Genomic DNA, 22,596 nt, shown 5'->3' on the forward strand with positions numbered 1-22,596 from the left:
CTCCTTACGCAGGCTTGATTTTTTCGATAAAATAATCTTCCAGCGACAGCCCCATATCTTTTACGCTTTCTACATTGCAAACATCAATCATTTTTCCGTTTTGAAGTATAAGTATTTTGTCGCAGAGCATTTCAACTTCATAAATTTGATGGCTGGAAATTAAAAAGCTTATCATATACTCTTTTGCAAGAAGGGATACAATTTTTCTCAGTTCCTTTGAGCCTTCTATATCAAGACCGTTAGCTGGCTCATCAAGGATTACCAGCTGGGGTTTTTGGTAAATAGCCATTGCAATTGCAAGTCTTTGCTTCATACCCAGGGAAAAAGTTTTTACCTTTTCATTCTTGTAGGTGGTAAGTCCTGTTATATGAAGAACTTCGTCAATTCTGGCAATATCTACGTTCTCGTAGTAACCTGATATAAACTTGAGATTGTTATAACAGCTCAAATTTCCTATTAGTGAAGGTTTTTCTATCAGGCATCCGACATTTTTTATTGCCTCTTCAAAATTATCCGAGATATCCTTGCCGCAAATTTTAACTGTTCCTTCATTAGCTCTGATCAGCCCTGTTATTGCCTTCATTACGGTTGTTTTACCTGAACCGTTTGATCCAAGGAGGCCTATTATTTCACCTTTATATATATCAAAACTTATATTGCTGACACCTCTGCCATTTTTATATATTTTCTTAAGAGATTTTACTTCCAATACTTTTTCCATATTTTCATCCTTTCCGACAGCTTGCATAAAGCATTTTTACCGGTCTTGCAAGCTGTATTTTTATCATGAAAATCGATAGACCCAAAATTTCACATTGCAGACTGCTTGCAGCAATTATTTGGCTTATTGCTTTTTGGCAAGCTCGATTATAGGAACAATTGCTTTTTTATCGGTGAAATCTACTGTCTTTCCGTAAGTCTCCAAAAAGCCTTTGGAATCATTATCAAGCTTTTCCGGATCTTTTTTCTTAATATATTTATACATCAGGTACATCAATAGGCGATCTAAGGCAGTAAGTTTCTTATAATCCAGGCCGCCTCTCAGGACAAAAAAGTGTACTTTATTTTTCATTTCATCGGTTAAATTTTTATTTTTAAGTTCTTCTTTTGCCTCATCGTTTTTAAGAGTCGCACCGACAGCTGCTATGATTAATTTTTTATTGCGGAGTTCGGAATAGTTTTTCTTAATTAGTGGAAATCCAAGGATGTTGCCGGCATATAGCCCTCCACAATATATAATATTGGAGTACGATTTCAGTTTGTCGGGTTTTATTTGATTTGTTCTGAAAATATCGGCAGATAAAGCGTCTGAAATCCATTTGGCATATTTTTCGGAATATCCGTATTTTGATTTGTAAACAACAACTATATCTGACATCTATACAACCTCCCTGGATTTCACTAAAATTAAATTTTACTTGCAGTCAAGTTCTTTTGCGGATATTTCTTTTACTTGTTTTCCGTCAAGTTCTATAATATCTGCAGTGGTGGAGTTAATGTTTGAAATATCAAAACTGATTTTTAATTTCCGATTGTGGATATTGTTTTGTGCATCATTGCCGCTAACTTCAAGCTCAAAATTTATTTGATTTATTATATTGTCTTTATCAACTATAAAATCTGCCTTTATTTTTTCTGGCTGTATATTGTCTGTAAGCTTCGGCAAATCAATGTCCTTAAGGGAAATACCAAAAACTTCACTTATCATGTTGTCTGCTTCCATTTCAATATTACTTTCCTCATTTTGACTTAAGTTCATCATTAGATTTAATAGAGAGGGAATTTCATTTTTGTCTAAATCGATGGAAATATGTTTTTTATCATTTTCAATATCTGTTACGGTTACTTGATTTTTCAGATCCCCAACCAGTGTGTCCAGAATGTTCTCTAAGATTGCTTCCGTTTTGGGATTTATATTTTGATTTTTTTGCCGATTCCTTTTTGTCTCATACTCTTTTTCCGAATGTGTTATTTTGTTATACACATCCGAAGCGTCATGTTTGAGAATTAGAATGTTATCTTCTACTGAAAAAATATAGTTTCTTTCAAAAGCATCGGTATCGATAAAGACTTTTCCGCTGCTTAAACCTTCCTGTTGAACTTTAATTTCCGAGCTCAATTTTATGAGTTCCCTGTTGTTGTCCGTTAATGAGCCGGATATTTGATAGGTTGCGTTTTCAATTTTGTTGGAATTTTTTATTGCAGCTTTGAGGGCTTCGTACCCTGTCGGACCCGATGCTATACTCATTGCTGCAGAACCTATCAGAAGCGAACCTCCAATCACTAAGCCTATGCATGTTCTCAATAAATTTTTGTTCATTTTTTTTACCTCCTTATAATTTAATTTGTTTTTGCATTTTTATACTAGCAACCGAAAATAAAACCGCAGTGAAAGAAGGATTAAATAAAAATGAAAAAATATTAAAAAAGTATTAACTATAGAATAAATTGAATATCGCTGCTAAGAGTGCTATATTATTCTTAAGATTGTTGTTTAATTGTAGGAAAAATTATTTAGCGGGTAATGGGCATTATAAATAAAGGAAAATTACAGAGCAAAGGATAAGTATTGGCTTGTAAATTTTATATTAAAAAAATGGAGTGAGTATTTATGAAGTATAAGATTAGGCAAAAGATGTTTTCGTTGGGAGATAAGTTTACAATAAGAGATGAAGAGGATAGGGATGTATTCATTGTAAAGAGCCAGCTCTTGTCCATTGGAAAAAAACTTAGAATTTTTGACCTTGATGGAAATGAGGTTTGTTATATCGAGCAGCAGCTTTTTAAGTTTATGCCCCAGTATAATATTTATATTAACGGTGAAATGGTTGCACATATAAAGAAAAAGTTTGCGCTGTTTAAGAATGACTTTGAAATTGTGAGTAATAAGGCTAATTACTACGTTGAGGGAGATTTTATTGCCTATGATTTCAAGATATTCAATGATAGAAAATTAATCGGGCAGGTATCCAAAAAGTTCTTTTCCCTTACGGATACCTATGGTGTTGAGGTTGATGAGGATGAGGACAGAGTTTTAGTATTTGCCTTAGTTATTGTAATTGACATGGTATGCCATGACGATGACAAATAGCTCGGATAGCTTAGCGACAGTGAAAATGTATTAAAGGTTTTGAGAAAAGTCAAAACTCCCGAATATGGAAAATCCGGGAGTTCAGGTCATTGAAAATGAATATTTATATATGTGAAATATTTATAATAATCATTGACTATGCCGTTATAAAGCTCTGAATATTTTAATTATTACCCCGTTTTCTGCAGGATAGCCTTCACCCACTAATAAAGCATGATTCAAAAAATCCAATGCTTCGCTGTCTGTAATTATTTTAGGATATGTTCTGAACAGGACACCCTCGGGAGCATTGCCAAAATTGCCGTTGTTCTCAATGAATATTCTGCAGTTTTCTCCGGTATGGTCTCTGCCTTCAATCATATATCTTGCCGATAAAGTGTGTTTATAACCGGACTTTCCAATGATTTGAGTATCCACACCGCCGGGAAGTATATTTCCTTCAAAATATTTACCTGTAGCATCTCCTGTAAACAAAATCATTACAGCGGAATCTCCGTTGTCATTTTTTACGTCAAATGCACTTTCAATTTTTACGTTCACTGTCAATACTTCTTCGAAATTCATCCTATCACTCCTCAATTTATTAATTGGTATTGCTCTTTCGTACTGCTATATAGAATGGTAAAATGAAATCATCAAATATTGGGGCGTTTTAAATGAGCAGCCAAAAACTTTTCTGTAAGAGTGAGAACCTGGGAACTCCATATACCCGGACCATGTCCGGCACCAATAACCTTATAGAAGAAAACCTTCTGGTTATGCTTTTTTAAAGCCTTATACATTTCAATACTTTGATTGACATGGACAACATTATCCTCATCCCCATGTATAATGAGAAATGGCGGAAGTTTTTTATCCAAGTCCATGTATATAGGACTTGCTTTCTTTGCCAATTCAATATTGTCGGCTATTTTTCCTCCAATAAATAAAGCTTCCGGACAATCTGCAGAATCATGGTCAATAGCGTCATTGTATTTGCCTAATGTCAGCAAATTTGTGACCCCGAAATAATCTACCACTGCGGTTACTTCATCGGATTGGTCTTTGTAAAGTCCGTTGTTGTACTCTCCTGCGGTAAGTCCGGTCATTAATGCAAGATGTCCGCCGGATGAGTCTCCCCAAACGGCGACTTTATCCGGGTCAATTCCGTAGGTGTCCGCATTTTCGCGCATAAATCTAATGGCACACTTAACATCTTCCAAAGCCGCCGGGAATTTTGCTATGTCGGTGTTTCTCATTTCAACACTTGCTATTACATATCCCTTTGAAGCAATGTGGGATAGATTGGGAATGGCAGAATACAGATCCTGTTTTCCCCATGCAGAACCTTGGACATAAACTATAAGGGGAAATTTTAGTCTAGCCTCGTAGGGTTTTATTATTTGCAGTTTCCTTTCGATATTGCCATACCTGGCGTAAACCACATCATGGAGATATGTACATGAAAAATACATTCCCTCACCGGAAAATTCAGCAAATAAAACCTGTGTTCCTTCAGGCGTTTCATTAGCAGCAATCTTCGCTTCTCTTATATCCATCTTTAGCACCTTTCCTATCGTTTTTTATAAGTTTAATTTTACTTTGGATTTCGCAATGCATTTCTCTTTCATTATAAATATTTTTCTTCAAAAAATAAAAAAAATATGCTGTAAAAGATACTACCATATTAAAGCGGGAATAACTTTACTTCCGGCTTTTTGAATCCGCCACTCATTTTTGGTTGTAATTCTGATAAAAACTATCGTTGCTTATGAAAGATGTAAAAATGATTTGTGCGAATGTAAACCTTGAAAAGCAGAAATTTTATTCTCTTTTCTATTTTATTATTTTGCAATAAAAATGACAAGCTTTTTGTCGTAAGGGTAAAAGTACAAGTCAAAAAAACATTCCTCCTTAGCATTTTATTGGTTATATATGCCAAGGAGGACTACTTACTAAATTGAATTGTCAGTTCTGATTGTCACCTTTGCTATTGTAAATAAAAACTTGAAAAGGAATGCTGTCATTATTTTATACTTCCGTTAAAAACTTCAAAATTAGCTTTTTACATACTCTATTTTACTCAGCAGCATGAACAGGCGTGCCTCATCCTTGTATTCGGGTTTAACCATGTAATAGATATAACTTTCCAGAACACTGAAATGGGGTAGAGAACGTCCTTCAATTTTGAAATTTTTAAAGCCCATAGGAACGTACTTTTCATATATGTCTTTTGGCTTAATATGTGTACGATGTTTCGTGGTTTGGTAAAAATATGGGGTTATATATTCGCAATAATAAGGCTCAAATTCAAAGGGTCTGTTTGGGTACTTTTTCAGATGCTCTGAAAGGGCAAGATGGTATCTGCCAATATAGTCATAATGTTCTTTCCTCCGAGGACAATTGGGTATACAGCAGGGATTTATAAGAAGTTCACAGCGCTCTTTTGAAGGAATTTTTTCAAGGTCTTCAAATCTGTTGTTCCAGTTATAGTCTAATACCACAAGACTGTAATCCTGTTCCAGTTCTTTCGTTAAAGTTTCCAGGTCCCTGATTTGTTTGCAAGTCGAACTTATTATTTTATATTCGGGATATTTTTCTCTTATATATGCTTCCAATACAGGAGAAACTACTATAACTTCATTCATTCCATTATTGGCCATTTTAAGGCACATGTTGCAGTAGGAATCGTTTAAGTGTTCTTCCTTTATATGAGGATTGCTGAATGTAAAACGGATGGGTATGCCTCGTTGATTGAACTGCTTAATAATTTCTTTCATAAAATTGCGGTCCATTCTTCCCTGGAAAGTGCGGCCGCCATTCCACAGCGAGGATGGGAATGTGCCATAAACCGAGCCTATCTTTATATCATCATAGAAATATTCAGGTTTCATTTTCATTACTTCATAAAGAAGTATATTTAGCTCAAAATTTTCCGCAAAACTGGGTATATGAAAATAAATACTCATTATTATCCTCCCAATCTATATTTTGTTGACCTTTAGAGAAGCGGAAATTGTGCAATAAAATATGACTGACCGTAACATCTTTGTCTGAGGTCTGTCTGATGCTGAATAGATAGTTCAAATATGAGTTTTCAAAGCATTCTAGGACTTGTGTAAATTGTAATATTGCTATTGTGTAAATTGGCAACCATAAAAATAACTGTCAATATTATGATAACATTAGTACATAAAAAGTTCAATATGCGGCTTTAACCGTCGTTAGTAGCCTTTAACAGCTTTATTAGCGAGTTTAAAAACGATATGTTCTGGCACGAAAAAAATTGTTAAATATCGCAATGCTGATGTAGAAATTGTTTAGTGAAAATTTTTATCTAAAAGTACAAAAAAATAAGGGAATTGCCCTCTTGAATAATAAAATAAACCCATGTATAATGTTATAGTAAACGCGCGTTCATGGGGGTGGATATGAAGAGTGAGGATATTGCTCGGTTGGCTGGAGTGTCCAGAAGTACAGTGTCAAGAGTCATCAACAACTATCCTAATGTTCCAGAAGAAACCCGGGCAAAGGTTTTGAAAATTATTGAGGAATATAATTATGAACCTAATACTTCAGCGCGAATACTTGCAGGCAAATCCAACAACACTATAGGACTATTTGTAATAAGCATATCTGAAAACGATGGACCGAGCAAAATTTATCAAAGTGCATACTATTCCACTTTTATCAATACAGTAGTTGATGCGGCAAATACAGTCGGTTACTATGTTTTAGTTCATACCATATATTCTGGCAAGGATTATGCTAAAATTAGCCAGTCCTTTATGCAAAAAAGGATAAGCGGAGGAATTTTAGTCGGAAATGAGAAAGATTCGGATGCAATCAAAAAAATCGCAAAGTTGGGGTATCCGATAGGAATTGTAGATTATGACGTTAGGGAAATAGAGAAGAATAAGTTGAATAATTCCGGAGTGATTGTTGTCAATTCTGCCGATTTTGAGGGAACGGTTGAGGCACTCAATCACTTGATCAAGTTAGGACACAGGGATATCGGAATTATAACGGGCCGAATGGGTACATACTCGGGGAAAGAGCGCTATAGAGCTTACGAATATGTTCTCAAGGAAAACGGTATAGAAGTAAAACCTGAGTTTATATTAAAGGGAGAGTTTCTGAAGAAAAATGCCTACGATGAAGTAAAGAAGCTTATCCATTCTAAAAAACTTCCCACTGCATTATTTGCATGTAATGACGATATGGCCATTGCTGCCATGGAAGTATTCATGGATGAAGGTATAAGAGTACCTGAGGATATATCGATTATAGGATTTGATAATATACCAATGGCTTCGCATGTTAAACCTGCGTTATCGACAGTAAAAGTGCCGGTTTATGATATGGTTACACGTGCGACGGAGGCACTTATAAACAATATTGAGCATGGCACGAAAACATTTAGTAATTTTACATATCCCGTAGAATTTATTAACAGGGATACATGTGCACCAAGAAGAACTGATAAATAAGGTGTTTTAAAGGATAATTATGTAAGTTGGAGGGATATAGTCCTTTGAAGCACAAATAAAACAGTCCGTTTTAAGAATCAAATAAAGAATTAAAATATAAGGGGGCTAAAAAATGAAATTTGGTTATTTTGATGATTTAAACAAAGAGTACGTTATAACTACTCCAACCACTCCATACCCATGGATAAACTATCTTGGAACCCAGGAATTCTTCTCCATTATCTCAAATACAGCAGGTGGATATGCTTTCTATAGAGATGCCAGATTAAGACGTATAACAAGATATAGATATAACAATGTCCCAATCGATATGGGCGGACGTTATTTCTACATATATGACAACGGTGATTACTGGTCACCGGGGTGGTCACCGGTAAAAAAAGAACTTGACAGCTATGAGTGCAGACACGGTCTCGGATATACAAAGATAACCGGTAAGAGAAACGGTATAAAAGCTGAAGTAACATTCTTTGTACCGCTCAATTACAATGGGGAAGTTCAAAAAGTAATAATTACAAACGAAGGAAATGATACTAAGAAAATAACTCTCTTTTCCTTCATTGAATGGTGCTTGTGGAATGCTCAGGACGATATGACCAACTTCCAAAGAAACTTCAGTACAGGAGAAGTTGAAGTGGAAGGTTCGGTTATATATCACAAGACAGAGTACAGAGAGCGTAGAAATCACTATGCTTTCTATTCAGTAAATGTTCCTATTACAGGATTTGACAGTGACAGAGACAGCTTCATAGGACTGTACAACGGATTTGATGCACCAAAGGCAGTGGTTGCAGGAAAATCAAACAATTCCGTTGCCGACGGATGGGCTCCGGTAGCATCCCACTCTATAGATATCGAATTAAAAGCAGGAGAAAAGAAAGAACTGGTATTCATATTGGGTTATGTTGAAAACAATCCCGATGACAAGTGGGAAGCCAAGAATGTAATTAACAAGAAGAAAGCCAAAGAAATGATTGACAAGTTTAAAACAGTGGCAGATGTGGACAAGGCATTCAGTGAGTTTAAAGAATACTGGAATTCTCTGCTTTCACAATATACAATAAAGAGTCATGATGAAAAACTTGACCGTATGGTAAACATCTGGAACCAGTATCAGTGTATGGTTACCTTCAATATGTCAAGAAGTGCGTCTTACTTTGAATCCGGTATAGGAAGAGGTATGGGCTTCAGAGATTCAAATCAGGACTTGCTGGGATTTGTTCATCAAATACCCGAAAGAGCAAGAGAAAGACTTTTGGACCTTGCTGCAACGCAGCTTGAGGACGGTGGTGCATATCACCAGTATCAACCGCTTACAAAGAGAGGTAACAATGAAATCGGAGGTAACTTCAATGACGACCCGTTGTGGTTGATTATTGCTGCTGCTGCATATATCAAAGAGACCGGTGATTATAGTATACTTAATGAAATGGTGCCTTATGACAATGATATGAGCAAGGCAGATACCTTCTTTGACCACTTGAAACGTTCCTTCAATCATGTAACCAATAATCTCGGACCTCACGGATTACCGTTAATAGGAAGAGCAGACTGGAATGACTGCCTCAACCTGAACTGTTTCTCATCTACACCGGATGAATCTTTCCAGACCACTACAAGCAAGGACGGAAAGGTTGCAGAGTCGGTTATGATCGCCGGCATGTTTGTATATACCGGTCCTGACTATGTTAAATTGTGCAGATACATGGGCGAGGAAGAGGAAGCAAAGAAAGCAGAGAAAGCTATTGAAGATATGAAAGAAGCTATTATCAAACATGGATACGATGGAGAATGGTTCTTAAGAGCGTATGACGACTTCGGTAGAAAAGTAGGAAGCAATGAAAACGAAGAAGGTAAGATATTTATTGAATCTCAGGGCTTCTGCGTAATGGCAGGAATAGGCCTTGATGACGGAAAAGCAGTAAAAGCATTGGATTCCGTTAAAAAATATCTCGATACTCCATACGGAATAGTGCTTAATAATCCTGCCTTTACAAAATATTATATAGAATACGGTGAAATTTCCACATATCCGCCGGGATATAAAGAAAATGCAGGAATATTCTGCCATAACAACGCATGGATAATTTGTGCTGAGACTGTTGTAGGAAGAGGAGACATGGCTTTTGAATACTATAAAAAGATAGCTCCTGCCTATGTAGAGGAAATCAGTGATATTCACAAGACTGAACCATACGTTTATGCACAGATGATAGGCGGAAAAGATGCAAGACGCATGGGTGAAGCTAAGAACTCATGGTTAACGGGAACAGCTGCGTGGAACTTTGTGGCAATTTCTCAGTGGATTTTAGGTGTTAAACCGGATTATGACGGATTGAAGATTGATCCATGCATTCCGAAAGATTGGGATGGCTACACTGTTTCAAGATTGTTCAGAGGAGCAACCTATGTAATAGAAGTGAAGAATCCTGACCATGTTTCTAAGGGTGTTAAGAAAGTTACAGTAGACGGCAAAGAAATTGAAGGAAACATTATTCCGGTATTCGGTGACGGAAAAGAGCATAAAGTGGAAGTTATAATGGGTTAATTCAAAACAAGTTACCATTTTTTAAATGAAGTAAAGGAAAAACGGAAAGGTTTAATACTCTAAAGCTTAATTTATGGGGAAACTAAAACCGCTTATGCGGTTTTAGTTTTATACCCGTGGTTAAAAAGGAGGGTTTACATGTTGGAAAAATTAGTTGCCAGAGGAGTTAAAACAACTCCTGAAGCGGTATTGAGAAATAGTTTTAAGAGCTTAAATGAAAATTCAAAAGTGGACGCTATGTTTACAGACACTACTTTTAAGAGTGTAATCGGAGTGTCCGGTCTGCCCTTTAAAGTGCCTGCCGTATTGCAGCTTTTAAAGAGCAGAGATGTATCGGAATACCTTCTTACCCAGGCAGAAAACGGTGCATCAGTAATGGTTGAAATTGAGAGCAATGGAAGTGTTTCAGTATATAAGAGTGCCAACGGAGAGATACAAAAAATTGAAGTGCCGGCAGAAATAAAGCAGAAAATTGAAACACTTCTTTCAAATGTGAGCAACTGGGCAGGACATTTAAACGACAAGGGTGAACATGTTATAGATTTACGCACTCCTGCACCGGGACCCCACTTCTATGTGAACCTTCTCATGGGAAACAGGATAGGTTTTGACCATGCCCTTCAGACAACTCCCAAGAGTGTTGTTGACAGGCTTGGAAGAGGAGCGTTCAGGTCCCATGCTGCAACCCAGGTACTTGCAACCCGTTGGGATATGAGACAGGAAGAGGGAGGATTTCCTGCAAACCGCCAGTTCTATCTGGTTGAAAACTACAAAAAGATTTTCTATTCGGCAGATCCCAATGACTGCAATATAGAAAGTGCAACCTGTACTCATTCTCAGAATCATACTATTATCGAGTACAGAACCAAGTGCGGTCTTTCAATAAAAAGAACCATATTTATACTTCCACAGATTGAAGGTTTGCCTTTGGCAACAGAAGTTCAGCGAATTGAAGTTACCAATCTGACAGACAAGGAAAGGAATATAAAACTCGTATACACTGGTATGTTCGGTACTCCTGCAACTCATGCCATATTTGAAGACGTGCTTTATACAAATGTTATTATGCAGTCATCCATAATGAGAAAAGATGACGGTTCAATAATTGCCATTACTCCGGACTATTATCCCGAACCTTTCAGGGAAGATATGAGATTCCATACAATGATGGTGAGAAATGGCGACAGCTTGGAATTCCCTAAGGAATTCTGTGCAAATTACAATGAATTTGTCGGAAACGGTACTTTGGAAGATCCTGAAAATATCAGCAAGCTCAGCAATCATTTTTATCGTAAGGGCCCCGGATTCTTTGCATTAGCTTCCGAAGTTAAATTGGGTGCAGGAAAGACTGCAGTATTTGATAATTTCACCGGACTTTCTTCCAATAAAGTCAATCCGTCATTCAATGAAGAAGTATTTAAAAAAGAGGTTTCAAATCTCGTTGACAAGTTCTCAAATGCTGGAGAAGTTGAAAAGGCATTAGAACAGGTAATTAAGTTTGCAGAAAGGTATTCGAGCTTCATGCAGCTAAAAACTGAAGACGAGGAATTCAATACTTACTTCAATAAAAATCTTCCTTTCCAGGTACTTTATCAGACTTTTGTATCCAGGTCCTTCTGCCAGACCCAGAAAGGATATAGGGAAATCGGCTTTAGAGAGATACAGGACTTATATGCTTCCATGTACTATTTTGTAAGTATGGGCGAAGGAGACTTTGTAAAGCAGCTTCTTAAAGAATGGTGCTCAATGATATTTGAATTCGGATATGCTTACCATAACTTCTTCTGGGTAGGTAAGGAACCGGGCAAGTGGTCTGATGACGCCCTTTGGTTTGTACAAGCGGTATATCGTTATATCAGCCTAACAGGGGATATAAAATTCTTAGATGAGGAAGTTGAAGTTGCAGGAACAAACCCTGCCGCTAAGAGACCGGTATATGAAACAATTAAAGCACTGATAAAATATTCAGCACAAATTTCCATTGGAAAACACGGCTTGCCTCTTCTTGACAATGCCGATTGGAATGACTGCTTGAAGCTTGATAATGATTTCATAGACGGTATTACCAAAGAGAAGCTGTATAAGGAACAGATTGCAAAAAGCGGAAATTCGGATGAACCTTTTGAAAGCGACTATTCTGAAAGTGTAATGAATGCCTTCTTGCTGAAAGTGGCAATTGACGAGATGATCCAGCTTTCCGGCGAAAAAGGAGATGCAGAGTACAAGGCACAGCTTGAAAAGATGTCTTCCAAGTTGTTTGACAATATTCAGAAGCACGCATGGAAGGAAGACTTCTTCGCAAGGGTATTGTTCAATAGGTTCAAAGACGGAAAATTCACTTATCTCGGTGCCAAGGGGGACAATTTGTCGGCAGACCCTGAAATTGACGGTTCATACTTCCTGAACTCCTTCAGTTGGTCCATTCTTTCCGATAGTGCCGATGAGGAACAGATTGCTATTATGCTGGACAGAGTAGAGAAATATTTGAAAACTCCCTATGGTCTTAAGCTGGTTACACCGACAGACCTTGGCAGAGTGGCAAACGATACAGCTACAGGACATTATTTTCCCGGTGACAGGGAAAACGGAGGAGTATTCAAACATGCCACAATGATGGCTACTGCTGCTATGTTTAAGGCTGCTAAGACAGTTAAGAGCAAGGAACTTGCTGCAAGGCTTGCCAACATGGCATATTGGATGGTGGATTTGGTGGCTCCGTTCAGGACTATGTCCAATCCTTTCGAAAAAGCCGGTAATCCAAGATTCTGTACACAATATAACAACAGTGAAACCGGGGAAAATATAGGACCTATGCTGAGCGGTACCTCTACATGGCTTACATTGACTTTGATGAGTGCTTTTGGAGTTGAATACACAACACAAGGTCTGATAATTGACCCTATAATCAGGGAAGGAGAACAGACTACTTCATACAGCGTCAATACAGGCAAGGCTGTTTACAATATAACTATAAAGAAGCCGAAAGGATTCTACCGTAGTGCTGATGGAAATGTAAAGATTTCTGTTGACGGCAAAGAGATTGAAGGCAATCTTGTTCCATTGTTTAATGATAACAAGGAACACAATGTGGAAGTGTTGTTTTCATAAATCGAAGTTGTGATTTTATAGTATAAATCATAGGCACATCCAGAGGATTTTAGGATGTGCCTATTGGTATATTTTGAATAATTATATAAATCACATTTCAATGAGTCCGAATTTTCTAACCAACCAGATACAAAATTTTTGTTTCATGTTTGTCGGCTTTTCCAAAGGAACAATTATTCCGTTTAGAACACGATAACATAATTCTGCCGAGACATAGTGGGTAGTTCCGGTGGATTCAAACTGTATTCTAAAAAATTGATGATTGTCTTTCAATTTCGAATCTAAAACTTTAGCCTTTCTGTATACATCTTTGGCAGCTGGTGCAAAAATGGGATCGCCCGGGAAAACAGGGATTTTGTAAATGTCTTTGAATTTTTTCTTCTTTTTTAACATTTTTTATTCCCCCTTATCCTGTTTATTGAACTAGATAATTTATTGCCTTGATTGATAGGTTTTAAGTAAATATCAGTAAAGCAAATGTTGATGAGACTTGAATAAAATGTATAATACTGCATTTTTATTTATATTTATAAATAATATAATGCTAAGTCAGGTATATATTTTTTTGCGAGACTGAATTTATGTCGACCGGGGCTGATTTGTCTTTATTTAAGATTTAGCATCAAAACGACAAATGGCACTATTACAAGGGATACATAAATTTTTGAAGTTATACATTTTATAGTTATATTCTACAAACAGAAGTAAAATCCTCTAAAATCTCAAGAATAAAATACTAAAAATTAACGGAGTATAGTCCGGCTAAAAAAAGCAAAAAGACCGGCTGCATCAGGGTTAAACATTGCAGCCGGTTTTTCAATCTTGTTTAATTTTTTAATTCATGCTTTCAACAGGGAATTTCTTGATATAACCGAGCAAGTACATTTTAATCAGTGCCAAATCAATGGAATCCACATATCCGTCACCGTTCAAGTCGCCGTATTTTGCGTCCATAGGAAGCTTATTAGTGATTCCAAGCAAATACATTTTCATATATGCAAAGTCAATTGAGTTTACCTCATTGTCACCGTTAACATCACCGTATAAGATGTTTTCGACAGGAGTTGGTGTAGGTTCCGGTAAATCTTCAACCGGGGTCAGTATCGGTTCGGTTGCCTCAATGGTTACTGTTTCTGTTTTACCGATATTTATATTGTCTCTTGAAGCCAATCCTTGTATAATCGGTCCTTGAGCAGTATAAGTTCCGGGACTGATTACCCTTGCATAGTATTCAATATATCTGACCGGTGAACGGTTGTAAGCATAAAAGCGTATCATCTGGCCTTCGGTGTTCCAGTATGAGTTGTAAGGTTTTAAACCGGAAGGCAGATAATCGGTTATCATGTATGTACCATCGAAGGCAGTATTGCTGATATTCCACTCAAGTCTTACTTTAATGATGTCACCCTGTTTTAAAGTATTTGAAGTGAGAGGAAAACCATTGCTGTAATAATAAGTTCTCTTAATTGATATTTCATCATCCTTTTTATTTATGTCCAGCACATCCTCCTTAAATATGGATACTACAGACACAATTCCTTCAACGTCAACTACCCTGAAATCTTCCAATTGTGAAGGTAAAAGCGAAATACAATGGGATGAACCGTTACTTACTGTAACAGTCTTGGTTTCGCCTGCCAAAGAATAGGTGATTTTACCTTCTTTAGGTTCCTGGTTTTCCAGGACAGTTGAGATATACATCAGCTTTTCTATACCTATAAGAATATCCTTAGTGTAGTTTCTGAGACAGTACTCATATAAACCTTCACTTTCCGGAGCATTAATTTTAGCTGCAAGGTAAGCACATAAGGAGGTTACTTCAAGGATATCATCCTTGTCTTTTTCTACGTTAACCCTATAATACGGCTCGAATTTTTCTATATTGGGATAAATACGGTTCTTGTAAATTAACTCTGCAGTTGAAACATCTCCAAGTTCGCAGTAAGCCAATGCCAAATATATAAGATCTTTTACGCTCAAATTATCTATCTTTGCAACTTCTTCAAGTTCAAGCAATACCGGTTCTTTAAAGACGGAGAGTCCGTACAGTGCTTTTACTTTATCTGAGGCACTTGTACTTCCGAGGTTATTATAGAAGTAATCTTTAAGAAGTTTGGTATTTACCATGCTCTTCACTAAAGAAGTAAGTTTGGCGCTTAGCTCGAGGTCGCTCTCGGAGTAAGGTAATAGCGAAAGGCCTCCGTTGGATTTTTGATAGTCTGCAAGGGAAGGCTTTGGTAATTCGTAGTCAGAGTACACATCCTTGAAATATTCCTCAATCAAAGAGGAAGCAGTATAATTGGATACAATTTGGTCTATTCTGTTACCGTAGCTATACCTTAAACTTAATAGGTCACTTAAGTACATGCCTGAACTCTTATCCTGGAATACTAAGCTGGTATAACCGGAGTTTCCGCTAGTAATAGTCATATTGGGTTTTACATCATAGTATACAGCTTTTTCAATCTGATAATAGGATTTTACTACATTGAAGCTATGTTTTACAGCATCGGAATAACTTTTATCGGAATATGCCTTTATGATTATATCCTGCTGACCTTCTTTCAAGGTCCAAAGAGGAATGTTAATCCTTTCGAAAGCTTTACCTTTGACAGTTAATTTTGGGTTGGAATCATCGGAACTGATTACCTCGAAGGTAATCTCGTCATTTTCCTCAAGCCCGTTGCCATAAGCATTGACACCCAGGATCGGTTTATCCCCTTCTAAGTATGTTGTGTTAAAGCTGTAGTTTATAAAGAATGGAAGAGTAACAATTATATTTGTTTTGTCGCTTCCAGCGTGTAAATCTTCTGAAATGGCAGATAAAGTCACTCTCCATGATGTAATGTTATCAGGGAGTTTGAAGGTAGCTTGACCTCTTCCTTTATCATCGGTTTGAATGGTAATAAATTTTGCTGTATCTTTAAAGTCTTCTCTGACAGTAGGTTCGGATTTGTTTTCGCCGCTCCCGCCTCCGGAAGCTGCATCTGCAGGAAGCAGTACTCTGCCATTATAATCATAATAATCTTGATTTTTTTCCAGGGTGTGAGATCTGCCCTCAAAGTATACCCCGGAACCTACATAGGTATATAAGGTTTTTAAGAGATCGACATTCTGATCTTGCAGATAGAAGAAAGCCTCGTCAACAACACTTATATTCACTGTCGATTTTACAGGATTTCCGTCAAGATCATTAATATTGAAGTAGACAGTAACATTTTCTCCTGGTTTATAGAAGTCTTTGTCGGTTGAAGCTTGGATTGTGAGATTCTTTTCCTGTATGTCATAGTTAACACTGATGGAACGAAATACATAGGTCTTGCTATTGAAATAAACTGCATAGACTGCTGTGTTGGGAATATCTTCTTCACTAAAGTTGAAGGAGTAAGAGGATGAAGTTACTGTATCGTAATCGTATATACCGTTTTGTGCTTTGAAGTATAAGTAACTTCCTTCAGGAAGGGGTTGCCCTCCGTATTTGAAAGATACATCGACCCGTTCTCCCAATCTGTAGGAGTCTTTATTTACTTCAAGGGTGTATATTGGATTGTTATAAATTGAATAGTCATAAACTTTGCCGCAATATAAAGTATTGGAAATTTTTCTTCCGTTTCTGTCAATACTTGATATTTCTACAGTGTAATAACCGTCCTGTAATTCCGGGGCATTAAAACTGTAGGATGCGGTACCGTCGGAAGAAGTTGTCATCGAAAAGTCACCCATAAATTCTTTTTGCAATTTATATGAATAACTCTTGTAAGTGGTTTTATTTATATAGTCATAATAGGTGCCTGTTTCTGTTTTTATCCATGTGTTTTTATATATTGAACCATTGATTTTTTGATTAGCCACAGGCTCTCCAAGGTAGTCATAGCTGTTCTCGGCAGTTCCGTTATTAATACGTTCAAGATCAATTTTATTAACCTTGGCTGTAACAGTAGCTTTGCCGTCTTTAATTTTGGCATCGCCTTGGATATTTATATCGTTTATAAATACTTGTAAGTAGTCTGAAGCATCAATTAGTCCGCTTTCAGGCAATGTGGCCCGTGCATTGATAATGGCTGTACGTACACCTTGAACATTGTCGCCTGCAGTTGGGGAATATTGAACACTTAAATTTCCTTTTAAATCAGCTTTCTTTGTTGTAGATGCAATGTTACCGTTTAATTGATACGCATTTACATAGTAGGTGATATTTACATCGGATACTCCGGTTCCTTCGAAGAAAGCAGCTTTTATATTGAATGTAGCTTGTTCATCTACAAAAATAGCTTCTTTGTCCTTTGTAATTTCCAGTTTATAAGACGGCTTGGTATAGTTTTTTATTCTTAAATATTGATTGATAATTAATTTATCGCCTTTTTTCAGAGTAATATAGTAATAACCTTCAGGGAGGTTGGGAAGATTAATTGAAGCTTCGAAGAAAGAATTATTTAACTGCAAAGTTTGCTTGATAATAGGTGTTGAATTGTCATATCTGTTTGAATTCAGTTCCAGTGTTAAATAGTCAATCGGTTCATCAGAATAGCGATTTTTAACAAATCCCCAAATATTAACTGTGTCATCGGATTTATACATATTTCTGTCAGTGTAAAAATAGGTCCAGTATTTGTTTTCATTAAAGTAGACATTGCTGCTGCAGTCTAAAACGGAAGACTTGCCTTCTTTGGTGGTAACTATCATGAATTTATTATATCGGTTATAGGCATAGAGATCGAAGATTATGTTATTGTTCTGATCGGGTACACCGATGCTTTCAAAGAAAGCTACACCGTCATTTCCGGAATATTGAACATTATCATAACCCACAAATCTAATACTTGCACCTTCAATTGGTTTTTGCGTGGATAGATCATTGAGCCATACCAGTGTTTTGGTATTACTTTCAGCTATGTATATCCCGGTATTTGTTATTTGGAGGAAGGTTTGAAATCTTACATCTTTCCAGGTACCATCGAGAATGTAGTATCCTTCTGGCAATTTCTGAGGTAATTTTATATAGGTTTGGCCATAGGTTCTGGAATTATCTTCATTCAAAACCTGCTCAAAATCGAGGACTTTTTGCAAATTATCCACGGGAACGAATTTTTTAATGTAGCTGCGAGCCCAATAAGGTGTGGTGTTTTTATCTTTAACAGCGTCAAAAAAGGAGTCAAAATCTTTGTAAGCATAAATGCTCATTTGGGCTTTTATTTCCACAGGTGTTAATCTTCTGTTTTGAATTGAATATGTAACCAATACTTCAGGAATTTCATCCGATGCAAAGTCATAGAGATATCTTCCGGTGTATATGTTAGCAGTAATTTCGTCCGGTGAGGGAGTAGCATTTGCATTTTTACTCTCTGTCTCAAAGGAGAAAACATAATCTTCCGTTAGTTCTCTGTTTGTGCCTTGAAGTTTTATGCCCTTTTTTATTCTAACGGTGTATACGGTATCATATTCAAGTCTTTCAGGGACAAATACGGCGGTTTTCTTGTGGATTTCAAATTTTCCTTTGACAGTTGGTGTGATTTCGAAATGTTCTTTAAAATCGGTAAAGTTTTCATGGCTGAAATTTATTTCTATGCCGGTATTTACAGGTACATTTACCGATTTTTCTGCTGGAAGAGTTCCGGTTATTTTAAAGGTTGATTGGGTTTGGAACATCCAGGTAGTCTCTTTATCCGTTTTTATCCTAAAGGTATAGAGACTGTTTTCCATAAGAGGTCTGGCCAGCTTTATGCTGAAGAAATTTTTGTCCAATTCCTCAATTATGGGTGCCGGTTCTCCGTCAATAGAAAAAACATTGCGAATTTCCTCAAGAGAATAGTCCTTTTCTGTTTCAAGAAGAAATTCACTGTCAACTGCTATTCCTGTTGAATCGGAATCTTGAGCAACCAAACGAAAGCCGTTTTTTGGATATGCCTCAATACCCGATGCAAAGCTTGATGTCATAATTGAGACTAGCATGGTCACAATAACAATGACTACCATAGCTTTCTTAAACATAAATTTTCTCTCCTTTGCAATTATTTATTATATATTAATAAGTAGTATCAAACTTAGAAAATAGCCTTTTATATATAGGTGGGTTCTGTAGAAAAAGGATATTGCGTATTGTTGGGAGATCACAATATTGTGTCTTATGAATTAGAAATAGATATTGATGTATATTACGCTTATTGGATTTTGTATTAAAGTGATTGTATATTAGTAGTATATCATATTTTGGCACAAAGCTTCAACAAAGGGATAACGGTATTAATAAAAAAATCCAGGCGAAAATGCTGGATTTTTATAAATTTATTGTAATTTTTTTACTTTCTATTATAAATTCCATTTTTTCTTTGCATTATTGTATAGTATTTCTAATTCAGGCTTGTATTTATTAATAATATTTTTTATTTCCTCGTTTCCGGAATAAATCGGTTTTAAATTTTCATCAACATAAATCGAATATACAACTTCCTCTTGTTGAATTCTCACACCATATATATATTTTCCAAATATTTTAGGCCAGATTATTAGTGCAAATTCATTGGTTTTGTTCGTCACACCGAGATTACCGGTAAGACTTAGATAATTAGGTTTTTTTACGTTGTAGTTATAGCCGTTTTCATCGGTGAAAACATGGAAGCCATATGAATTTTTGGGGATAACATCAACATATGGTTTATACTTAATATAAGTAATAGAAAACCAAGTTATATTTATTAATGCAAAGAATGATATTGCAGATAATATTAAAATTTTAAAAAGCTTAGTTTTCTTCATAAAATTATCACTCGCTTTCTTTTTTACTTTTCGTCAGTAAGTAACAATTATACTGCTTCATACTTATGACATTTTTTTGAGATTTACAGAAACCTTTTCAACAATAGGTAAGTATGAAGCTAAACATATAATTTTGAGTTAAATATGTAATCAAATGTTTTAGCAAACAGCGAAGATTATACAGAAACAAGCCAAGTATGTCAATATATGTTTATAATTCATTAATAAAATTAAAGTTTAGCTAATTTGACTTAATTGCACTAAATAAATTATATTTTGACTTTAATAAATAGTAACTTGTTTTTCCACTTTTTTAATATTATACTTGTATTCAAAATAATGCTTAGTATAATTTAAAACTTTTATTTTATCCAAAAGTCAATTTCTCATATTTAAATTTCGATTTAGTTAAATTATTGTTTTTAAGGCGAAAGGAAGTATTGGTATGGGGGCTAGAATATTAGTTGTGGAAGACGAGCGGCCTATAAGAAGCTTCATTATTACAAACCTTAAAAGGAATGATTTTGAGGTTTTAGAAGCTGAAAGAGGATATGAGGCGTTAAGGCTTGTAAAACTTGAGAAACCGGATTTGGTTTTGTTGGATGTCAGGCTTCCGGATATAGACGGATTTCAGGTCTGTAAAGAAATATCCAGTTCCTGTCCGGAAGTGTCTATAATAATGCTTACGGCATTAGGACAAGACTTAGATAAGGTCAGGGGTCTTGAGCTGGGGGCTGATGATTACATAATCAAACCTTTTAATCCCATGGAACTTATAGCAAGAATCAAGGCAATTTTAAGAAGGGTGAACAGGAAAAGTCAAGAAAGTGAAATTTGCATAGGTCCCTTTAGGATTGACTTACAGGCACAAAGTATATATAAAAACGATGTGCTTCTGGAGTTAACTCCAAGAGAATTTTGTCTGATGAAAGTTTTTATAAACAATATAAACAAAGCATTGAGCCGGGATGAAATTTTAAACCTCGTTTGGGGCGAGGACTTTGTTGGTGATCCGAAAACTGTGGATGTCCACATAAGACGTTTGAGAGAAAAAATAGAAGATAATCCGTCAAAGCCAAAATATATAGAAACGTTGTGGGGACGAGGGTACTTGTGGAGAAAGGGTGACTGAATTGAAAAGTGTCAAAGGAAGGTTGGTTGGAAGCTATCTTATAATTATCCTCCTGGCAGTCACTATTTTTACCGGTATTCTCGTGTTTTTATTAAGGCAATATTATTATGGGGATTTAGAAACAATTTTGAGTGAACAGGCCCAGTTTGCAGCAAATTCATACAGCAATTATACTGATATAGTGAACCTGGATAAGAATGCTAAAAAGTTGCTGGATAATATTTTGGTAAATACTTATGCCCAGGTTCAGATAATAGATAATGACGGTTATGTTCTTGCAGATTCCGAAAACAGTTTGTTGCTGGGAAAAAAAGTGGATTACCCGGATGTGACAAATACATTAAAAAGTAAGAATGCGACCAAATGGATAGGGGAACTTCCTTTAACCTCAGAACGTGTACTTTCCATATCACAGCCTATAATTATAAACGGTGAGATTATTGGAATTGTCCGGTTGACTTCAACCCTTGCGGAGATAGACAATATAATATTGAAAATGGCATTGTTTTTTATAGTAATTGGAGCTGTAGTTGTGGTAATTGTACTTCTTGTCAGTATTTTTCTTTCAATAACTATAATAAAACCGGTTAAGGAAATAACAAATGCTGCCGAGGAAATTGCCCTTGGAAGACTGGAGGTCCGTGTACCCAAGAGATATGATGATGAAGTGGGGAAGCTGGCTGATACACTCAATTATATGGCTCAGGAATTGTCGCATCACCAAAAGCTCAAGGATGATTTTGTTGCGTCCATTTCCCATGAACTTCGCACTCCTCTTACATCGATTAAAGGTTGGGCTTCAACTTTGAATTCAAGCGACTTTACCGATATGGATGAGATACGGGAAGGACTTAAGATCATTGAAAATGAGACTGACCGGTTGGTACTTCTGGTAAATGAACTGCTTGATTTCTCCAAACTTGCGTCAAAAAATACTTCTTTAAAAATCGAAGATGTTAAAATTGAAGAATTTCTTTGCGAAATAAGAAATCAAATGAATCCGAGAGCCCAAAGGCAGGGTATAAAGCTTAATTTGGAGGTCGAAGATGATTTGGATTTAATCAGGGCAGACAGAAACCGGCTAAAACAAGTAATGATAAACATCCTTGACAATTCACTGAAGTACACGCCGGAAGGCGGAGAAATAAAAATATCGGCGCAGTCAAAAAAGGAAGAAATATTAATTAGTATAGAAGATACAGGAGTCGGTATACCTGAAGATGATTTGCACAGGGTGAAAGAAAAGTTCTATAAGGGGAGAACATCGTTTTCAGGCAATGGACTGGGACTGGCTATATGTGATGAAATAATAAGATTACACAACGGAAGGTTTGAAATAAGCAGTATATTGGGAGAAGGAACAAAGGTTGATATATTTTTACCTGCAGCCGCGCTTTAAGTATTTGATTTTTATTATTTTGTAACCTATCGGCATTTTTAGTAATATAGAATTGAAAGCAGATTACCGTCTGAAAAAGAAAAAAGCTTGGAATGG

Annotated in this window: 15 protein-coding genes; 6 read left to right on the forward strand and 9 right to left on the reverse strand. The window is 36.2% G+C overall.

Annotated elements, in window-relative coordinates:
• Window positions 1–4: 4 nt before the first annotated feature.
• From CLOCL_RS02215 to CLOCL_RS02225, 3 genes are all read right to left on the reverse strand, one after another.
• Complete coding sequence (locus tag CLOCL_RS02215) at window positions 5–721, reverse strand: ABC transporter ATP-binding protein (RefSeq protein WP_014253812.1); 717 nt, start codon at window positions 719–721, stop codon at window positions 5–7.
• A 123-nt stretch (window positions 722–844) separates the two neighbouring features.
• A complete protein-coding gene (locus CLOCL_RS02220; protein ID WP_014253813.1) occupies window positions 845–1,378 on the reverse strand; it encodes a flavodoxin domain-containing protein in 534 nt (177 codons plus the stop codon).
• Window positions 1,379–1,414: 36 nt separating this feature from the next.
• On the reverse strand, window positions 1,415–2,320 hold the full coding sequence (locus CLOCL_RS02225; RefSeq protein ID WP_014253814.1) for a hypothetical protein: 906 nt from the start codon (window positions 2,318–2,320) through the stop codon (window positions 1,415–1,417).
• Window positions 2,321–2,611: 291 nt separating this feature from the next.
• On the opposite strand from CLOCL_RS02225, the gene CLOCL_RS02230 reads away from it, so the two are divergent.
• Complete coding sequence (locus CLOCL_RS02230) at window positions 2,612–3,091, forward strand: LURP-one-related/scramblase family protein (RefSeq protein ID WP_014253815.1); 480 nt, start codon at window positions 2,612–2,614, stop codon at window positions 3,089–3,091.
• 144 nt (window positions 3,092–3,235) lie between these two features.
• Here the strand turns inward: CLOCL_RS02230 and CLOCL_RS02235 are convergent, their stop codons facing one another.
• The 3 genes from CLOCL_RS02235 to CLOCL_RS02245 form a co-directional block, all read right to left on the reverse strand.
• Window positions 3,236–3,655 (reverse strand): DUF3237 family protein, encoded by a 420-nt coding sequence (locus CLOCL_RS02235; RefSeq protein ID WP_014253816.1) that lies wholly within the window; start codon window positions 3,653–3,655, stop codon window positions 3,236–3,238.
• Window positions 3,656–3,726: 71 nt separating this feature from the next.
• Entirely contained in the window at window positions 3,727–4,629 is a 903-nt protein-coding gene (locus tag CLOCL_RS02240) for an alpha/beta hydrolase (protein WP_014253817.1), read from the reverse strand.
• A gap of 498 nt (window positions 4,630–5,127) precedes the next feature.
• Entirely contained in the window at window positions 5,128–6,039 is a 912-nt protein-coding gene (locus CLOCL_RS02245) for a hypothetical protein (protein ID WP_014253818.1), read from the reverse strand.
• A gap of 462 nt (window positions 6,040–6,501) precedes the next feature.
• On the opposite strand from CLOCL_RS02245, the gene CLOCL_RS02250 reads away from it, so the two are divergent.
• The 3 genes from CLOCL_RS02250 to CLOCL_RS02260 all read left to right on the forward strand — a co-directional run bounded on the left by CLOCL_RS02250 (window position 6,502) and on the right by CLOCL_RS02260 (window position 13,216).
• Window positions 6,502–7,560: a LacI family DNA-binding transcriptional regulator gene (locus tag CLOCL_RS02250; RefSeq protein WP_014253819.1), complete on the forward strand. Its 1,059-nt coding sequence runs from the start codon at window positions 6,502–6,504 to the stop codon at window positions 7,558–7,560.
• A 112-nt stretch (window positions 7,561–7,672) separates the two neighbouring features.
• Window positions 7,673–10,108: a glycoside hydrolase family 94 protein gene (locus tag CLOCL_RS02255; RefSeq protein WP_014253820.1), complete on the forward strand. Its 2,436-nt coding sequence runs from the start codon at window positions 7,673–7,675 to the stop codon at window positions 10,106–10,108.
• Window positions 10,109–10,246: 138 nt separating this feature from the next.
• Window positions 10,247–13,216, forward strand: a complete 2,970-nt coding sequence (locus tag CLOCL_RS02260; RefSeq protein WP_014253821.1) for a GH36-type glycosyl hydrolase domain-containing protein — start codon at window positions 10,247–10,249, stop codon at window positions 13,214–13,216.
• 90 nt (window positions 13,217–13,306) lie between these two features.
• Here the strand turns inward: CLOCL_RS02260 and CLOCL_RS02265 are convergent, their stop codons facing one another.
• The 3 genes from CLOCL_RS02265 to CLOCL_RS02275 all read right to left on the reverse strand — a co-directional run bounded on the left by CLOCL_RS02265 (window position 13,307) and on the right by CLOCL_RS02275 (window position 19,969).
• Window positions 13,307–13,609 carry a hypothetical protein gene (locus tag CLOCL_RS02265; protein ID WP_014253822.1) on the reverse strand — a complete coding sequence of 101 codons (303 nt, stop codon included), beginning with the start codon at window positions 13,607–13,609 and terminating at the stop codon, window positions 13,307–13,309.
• Window positions 13,610–14,050: 441 nt separating this feature from the next.
• A complete protein-coding gene (locus CLOCL_RS02270) occupies window positions 14,051–19,204 on the reverse strand; it encodes a dockerin type I domain-containing protein (RefSeq protein ID WP_014253823.1) in 5,154 nt (1,717 codons plus the stop codon).
• Between the two features lie 318 nt (window positions 19,205–19,522).
• The gene (locus tag CLOCL_RS02275; protein ID WP_014253824.1) at window positions 19,523–19,969 is read right to left on the reverse strand and encodes a hypothetical protein; all 447 of its coding nucleotides are present in this window, start codon (window positions 19,967–19,969) and stop codon (window positions 19,523–19,525) included.
• Window positions 19,970–20,414: 445 nt separating this feature from the next.
• Between CLOCL_RS02275 and CLOCL_RS02280 the strand changes: the two genes are divergently transcribed.
• Together CLOCL_RS02280 and CLOCL_RS02285 are read left to right on the forward strand one after the other, a co-directional pair.
• Window positions 20,415–21,101, forward strand: coding sequence for a response regulator transcription factor (locus CLOCL_RS02280; RefSeq protein WP_014253825.1), 687 nt, complete (start codon window positions 20,415–20,417; stop codon window positions 21,099–21,101).
• Window positions 21,094–22,500 (forward strand): sensor histidine kinase, encoded by a 1,407-nt coding sequence (locus CLOCL_RS02285; protein ID WP_014253826.1) that lies wholly within the window; start codon window positions 21,094–21,096, stop codon window positions 22,498–22,500. Before CLOCL_RS02280 ends, CLOCL_RS02285 begins: the two co-directional genes overlap by 8 nt.
• The last annotated feature ends 96 nt before the right edge of the window (window positions 22,501–22,596 follow it).

It is taken from the genome of Acetivibrio clariflavus DSM 19732, from assembly GCF_000237085.1.
Lineage (GTDB): Bacteria > Bacillota > Clostridia > Acetivibrionales > Acetivibrionaceae > Acetivibrio > Acetivibrio clariflavus.

Coding starts and splice junctions, on each gene's coding strand:
- CLOCL_RS02225 (WP_014253814.1), bottom strand. CDS start 2,320: ATGAACAAAAATTTATTGAGAACATGCATAGGCTTAGTGATTGGAGGT.
- CLOCL_RS02220 (WP_014253813.1), bottom strand. CDS start 1,378: ATGTCAGATATAGTTGTTGTTTACAAATCAAAATACGGATATTCCGAA.
- CLOCL_RS02240 (WP_014253817.1), bottom strand. CDS start 4,629: ATGGATATAAGAGAAGCGAAGATTGCTGCTAATGAAACGCCTGAAGGA.
- CLOCL_RS02270 (WP_014253823.1), bottom strand. CDS start 19,204: ATGTTTAAGAAAGCTATGGTAGTCATTGTTATTGTGACCATGCTAGTC.
- CLOCL_RS02215 (WP_014253812.1), bottom strand. CDS start 721: ATGGAAAAAGTATTGGAAGTAAAATCTCTTAAGAAAATATATAAAAAT.
- CLOCL_RS02265 (WP_014253822.1), bottom strand. CDS start 13,609: ATGTTAAAAAAGAAGAAAAAATTCAAAGACATTTACAAAATCCCTGTT.
- CLOCL_RS02275 (WP_014253824.1), bottom strand. CDS start 19,969: ATGAAGAAAACTAAGCTTTTTAAAATTTTAATATTATCTGCAATATCA.
- CLOCL_RS02235 (WP_014253816.1), bottom strand. CDS start 3,655: ATGAATTTCGAAGAAGTATTGACAGTGAACGTAAAAATTGAAAGTGCA.
- CLOCL_RS02255 (WP_014253820.1), top strand. CDS start 7,673: ATGAAATTTGGTTATTTTGATGATTTAAACAAAGAGTACGTTATAACT.
- CLOCL_RS02245 (WP_014253818.1), bottom strand. CDS start 6,039: ATGAGTATTTATTTTCATATACCCAGTTTTGCGGAAAATTTTGAGCTA.
- CLOCL_RS02250 (WP_014253819.1), top strand. CDS start 6,502: ATGAAGAGTGAGGATATTGCTCGGTTGGCTGGAGTGTCCAGAAGTACA.
- CLOCL_RS02280 (WP_014253825.1), top strand. CDS start 20,415: ATGGGGGCTAGAATATTAGTTGTGGAAGACGAGCGGCCTATAAGAAGC.
- CLOCL_RS02230 (WP_014253815.1), top strand. CDS start 2,612: ATGAAGTATAAGATTAGGCAAAAGATGTTTTCGTTGGGAGATAAGTTT.
- CLOCL_RS02260 (WP_014253821.1), top strand. CDS start 10,247: ATGTTGGAAAAATTAGTTGCCAGAGGAGTTAAAACAACTCCTGAAGCG.